At 59.4% G+C, this 4,741-nt stretch carries 5 protein-coding genes and 1 pseudogene; all 6 read right to left on the bottom strand.

Going from position 1 to position 4,741, the window contains the following annotated elements:
• Nucleotides 1–321, bottom strand: a pseudogene (locus Q1K23_RS07815) (magnesium transporter); the annotation flags it as partial.
• Entirely contained in the window at nt 318–1,376 is a 1,059-nt protein-coding gene (locus tag Q1K23_RS07820) for a GGDEF domain-containing protein (RefSeq protein ID WP_300363594.1), read from the bottom strand. The gene Q1K23_RS07820 and the pseudogene Q1K23_RS07815, both read right to left, overlap by 4 nt.
• A gap of 106 nt (nt 1,377–1,482) precedes the next feature.
• Nucleotides 1,483–2,160, bottom strand: coding sequence for a Crp/Fnr family transcriptional regulator (locus Q1K23_RS07825; RefSeq protein WP_300363596.1), 678 nt, complete (start codon nt 2,158–2,160; stop codon nt 1,483–1,485).
• Nucleotides 2,160–2,870, bottom strand: a complete 711-nt coding sequence (locus tag Q1K23_RS07830) for a succinate dehydrogenase/fumarate reductase iron-sulfur subunit (RefSeq protein WP_300363598.1) — start codon at nt 2,868–2,870, stop codon at nt 2,160–2,162. Before Q1K23_RS07830 ends, Q1K23_RS07825 begins: the two co-directional genes overlap by 1 nt.
• Nucleotides 2,867–3,103: a hypothetical protein gene (locus tag Q1K23_RS07835; RefSeq protein WP_300363600.1), complete on the bottom strand. Its 237-nt coding sequence runs from the start codon at nt 3,101–3,103 to the stop codon at nt 2,867–2,869. Before Q1K23_RS07835 ends, Q1K23_RS07830 begins: the two co-directional genes overlap by 4 nt.
• Entirely contained in the window at nt 3,103–4,716 is a 1,614-nt protein-coding gene (locus Q1K23_RS07840) for an FAD-dependent oxidoreductase (RefSeq protein WP_300363601.1), read from the bottom strand. Before Q1K23_RS07840 ends, Q1K23_RS07835 begins: the two co-directional genes overlap by 1 nt.
• Nucleotides 4,717–4,741: the final 25 nt, after the last annotated feature.

The following is a 4,741-nucleotide window of genomic DNA, read 5'->3' on the forward strand; positions in this document are numbered from 1 at the left end:
CGACCCCTCGTAGAGGCTCTCTTCGAGGGTTTCGATGTCGTAGTGGTAGCGCTGCATATCCTTGATCAGCCGCTCCGTCTTCTCGTCTAAAAAGGCGTGCATATCCTCCAGCGTGCCGCTGGCCTCCAGCCTTTTCGTGGCACGGTCGAATCGGTAACAGGCGCTCCCTTCCACGACGAAGGCATAGGAGATGATCTGCAGCCCTTCCTCTGTCATTTCGGGAAGACGGAGAATCAACACGGCGTATCCGTCACCGAGCTCGAATTCGGAAGGATGGCTGGCGTTTTCGATGTCTTCGAGCAGCAGCGCGTCGATCTTCACGATCTTCCTCTCTTTATATAGGAGTGGCGCAGAAAACTGTTCTTGCCCCGCTTTTTCACCTCGTACATCGCCATATCGGCATATTTCTTCAGGGTGAACTCCTCTTTGGCATCCTCGGGAAAATCGCTGATGCCGATACTGGCCGAAATCGTATCGATCTCCCTGTTGGCACCGTAGGGCTCTTTCAACGCCTTGACGATCTCGCCCGCCAGTTTCAGGGCTTCGCCCCCCTTTCTGTAGGTGATCACGACAAATTCGTCTCCGCCGAGTCGTGCGATGAAATCGTCTTTGCCGGTGAGTCTTTTCAGGCGTGCGGCCACCTGTTTGAGCACCCTGTCCCCCACACCGTGCCCCAGCGTGTCGTTGATCTGCTTGAAGCCGTCGAGATCGATGAAAAAGAGCGAGAACGGTTTTCCCTTTTCGATACAGCGCTTCAGCTTCGTTTCGAAGAAGAAGCGGTTCGGTATGTCGGTAAGGCTGTCGAAGCGGGACTGCTGCTCCACCTTTTCGAGAAGCTGAAGCATCATCCGGTTCTTCTCCTCGATCCTGTGGAGGAGCTTGATCGTGAAAAGCGGAAGTATCAGCACCGTCAGGGCCATATAGAGCACCAGATCGACATGGGCATGCCAGTAGGGGCTGGCCAGGTAGAGCAGAAGGATCGCCGCGAGGGAAATACCGCCGGAGAGATAGAGGTATCGGATACCAAAACGAATACCGTAGCCCAGAATGATCCAGAGATAGAGAATGCTGAAAAGAAAACCGTACTTCTCCAGAAAGAAAATCAGGGCGGTCACCACCGTGATATCGAGGAACAACACCACCATTTTTCTCACGTTCACGCCTTTTTCCGGATATTTTTTGATAAAGAGCAGATGCTGCAGCGACGCGACGGCGAAAAAGAGATAGTAGGCATCGAGTTTCAGCATCGGCCTTCCGCCGTAGATGTAGATATTGAGATACAGAAGCATCATCGCGATGATCAGGATATAGGCCAGTCGCGTATAGGCCTGGTCAAGCTCGTCCCGGTAATAGAAATCGATGGCTTCGACGCGCATACGGACACTTCCCTTCTCTGCGTTGGCAAAGCTGCATTGTAACACATATCGTTAAAGAAAAACGTAAAAAAGTGTCCGATACGGGGAAACCGGGCTTTCGCCGAGGTCAATACTCCTTTTCGACTTTCTCCAGCAGCTTCTTCACGTCGTTGACGGCCAGTTTCTTCCGCTCGATGTTGAGGATTCCCTCCTTCTTGAGCTGCTGCAGATGGCGGTTGACGACGTGCCGCACCGTCCCGATGAGCGAGGCGATCTCGTCGTGGGGAAGATTCTGCAGGAGTCCCAGATGCTTGACGGGGTTTTTGAGATCGAGGTTTTTGAGGATCAGCTTCATGAGGCGCGTCGAGGTGTCGTAGAGGGAGAGATCGGTCGCCAGCTCCTCCACCTGCCGCATCTGTCTGGCTATGTAGGGGAAAAAGGCGCGGTTGAAGGCGCGGTTGGTCTCAAGCCACTCCCGCACCTTCTCGATCGGCAGCTCCAGCACTTTGACATGGTCCAGCGCTTCGGTCATCACTTCGTGTCTCCTGCCGTCGAGCACGGTCAGCACGTCGAACATGTCGTGGGGTCCCAGAAGATAGAGGGTCTGTTCCCGGTTGTTGGCGGGGTTGTAGCGGTAGACTTTGATCCGGCCTTCGATGATGATGTAGAAGTGTCTGAGGGTGTCGTCGTCGTCCATGGCGGGGGAGCCTTTGGGGTATTCGCGGATCCTGCCGACGCGGTTGATCTCGTCGATCAGTTTCCCGCCGATCTCCTCGAAAGGCTCCAGATGTTTGAAATGCAGCATCAAAAATCCAATCCGAAGCTGCCGAAAGCGCCCATGTTGGGATCGGTGCGGCCCATCTGCGTGCTTTTGCTCCTGAGCATCAGTATGTCGTTTTTCGGATCGATCCCCTGGGGGCAGACGGCGGTGCATTCGCCGCAGAGGGTGCAGTCCCAGACCCCGTCACGCTGCACGGCGTCGATCTTCCCTTCGACGTCCGCTTCCCTGGGATCGGCCACGTAGCGCCAGACGCGGGTCAGGGCGAAGGGCCCGGCGAAGAGCGGTTTGGTCTCGAAGACCGGGCAGGCGCTATAGCAGGAGTGGCAGAGGATGCAGTCGGTCTGCACTTCGGTCCGCTTCTCCGCCTCCGGCGTCACGACGGCTTCGGGATTCGGTGTCCCCAGCCAGGCTCCCACGCGTTTGAGCGTCTCAAAGCCGCCGCTCTGATCGGTCACCAGGTCCTTGATGACGGGAGCGAAGCGCAGCGGCTCCACCAGGTCTCCCTCTTCGGGCTTGTAGGCGCAGGCGAGCACCTCCCTTCCGTTGACCCGCACGGCGCAGCTGCCGCAGACACAGCTTCTGCAGCCGCTTCGGAAAGTGAGGGTAGGGTCCTTCTTCGTCTTGATCGACGTCAGCGCCTCCAGCAGCGTCATCCCCTCCTCGATCTCCCACTCCTGGACGATCTCCGCCGGCTCGCGGCCCGCATGGTAGCGTTTGATGGAAATTTTGATCATGCATCTTCCTCGTCGTCGTAGTCTTCGCGGCCGTTGCCGCCCGTTTCGTACTCCTCTTCCCGGGGAATGAGCTCCCTTTCGACCGTCTCGATCAGCTTTTCGGTCTCTTCCAGTTTCGCTTCGGCCTCCTCCAGCTCTTTTTCCAGCCGCTCGGCGGTCAACACTTCCCGATTCCCCGTTCCCGGTTCCCGATTCCCGATTCCCGATTCCCGATTCCCTTTCTCCATTCCCATCAGGCCAGTCCTTTCCACTCGTTGCAGAGCACGCCGTTCTCTTTCCAGGCGAGGGAGTGGACGCCGCCGAACTTCCCGTCGTCCTCTTCCGGAAAATCCTCCCGCTGGTGCGCGCCGCGGGACTCGTTGCGGCCGATGGCTCCCACCAGCATCGCTTCGGCCAGTTCCACCATGTTGCCGAACTCGATGAATTCGGTCAGGTTGGTGTTGTATTCGCGGCTCTTGTCGGCGATCCCCATGAAGGGCAGCTCCTTCTGCATCTGCCGGATCACCGAAAGGACTCCTTTGAGTCCCATCTCGTTGCGGAGGATGCCGACGTTGCGGTAGAAGATCTTGCCCAGGAAGTCCCGCTTTTCGTAGAAGTCGATCTGGTTCGTGAAGCGGGGAATCGCCGCCACGAAGTTTCTGTCCTTTTCGAACTGTCCGCTCGATGCGGGCGAGATCTCCCCGTTTCGGCGGGCGAAGGCCGCGGCGTTCTCTCCCGCTTCCCTGCCGAAGACGACGGTCTCGAGCAGCGAGTTGCCCCCCAGACGGTTGGCGCCGTGGACTTTGGCGTTGGCGCACTCCCCGCAGGCGAAGAGCCCCTCCACCTTCGTCATGTGGTCGCGGTCCACGTCGATGCCCCCCATCGTGTAGTGGGCCACGGGCTTGATCGGGATGAGGTCGCAGACCGGATCGACCCCTTCGTAGAGCCGGGCCAGCTTGCGCTCCTGGGGCAGATTCTCCTCGATGAAGGCCTCCCCCAGATGGCGGATATCCAAAAAGACCTCCTCGCCCTGTTCGAGCTGCTCCCAGATCGCTTTGGAGACCTGGTCGCGGGTGAGGAGTTCGTCGACGAAGTGCTCCCCTCTGCCGTTGACGATCCTGCCGCCCGCGCCCCGGGCGCTCTCGCTGATCAGGATGCCGCTGGACCTCAGCGCCGTGGGGTGAAACTGCACGTACTCCAGGTCGCTCAGCACGCATCCGGCCCTCATCGCCGCCGCCAGGCCGTCGCCGGTGGTCGCCGTGGAGTTGGTCGTAAAGCCTCGGTAGAGGCCGGCGTATCCGCCGCTGGCCACGACGACGCTTTTCGCGCCGATCGCCTTCACCTCGCCGCTTCTCATCTCGATCGCCGTGACGCCCGTCACCCGGTTCTCCTCGACGATGAAGTTGAGCAGGTAGTGCTCGTCGTAAAACCCGATACCGGCTTTGAGTGCCGCATCGTAGAGGGTGTGGAGAATCTTCAGTCCCGTGTAGTCCTGGGCGTAGCAGGCCCGCTTGCCGCTGGCGCCTCCCAGCCTTCGCTGCGCCACCTTTCCGTCCCCGAGACGGCTGAAGGGGGTGCCCAGGCCGTCGAGCCACGCGATCGCCTCGGGCGCCTTCTCGCACAGACGGCGCACCATCTCTTCGTCGGCCAGCGTATGGGCCGATTTCATCGTGTCGGCGATATGGGCCTCCACACTGTCGGGTTCGACATGGCCCAAGGCGGCGTTGATACCGCCCTGGGCCATCGATGTCTGGGAACGGGTCGGACGCACTTTGCCCAGCACCGCCACCTTCGCGCCCGCTTCATGGGCCGCCAGCGCCGCGCAGAGTCCGGCCCCGCCGCCTCCTACGATCAAAACATCCATCATTCACGATTCCTGCACAAATTTTTGG

This window comes from Hydrogenimonas sp., from assembly GCF_029933015.1.
Classification (GTDB): domain Bacteria; phylum Campylobacterota; class Campylobacteria; order Campylobacterales; family Hydrogenimonadaceae; genus Hydrogenimonas.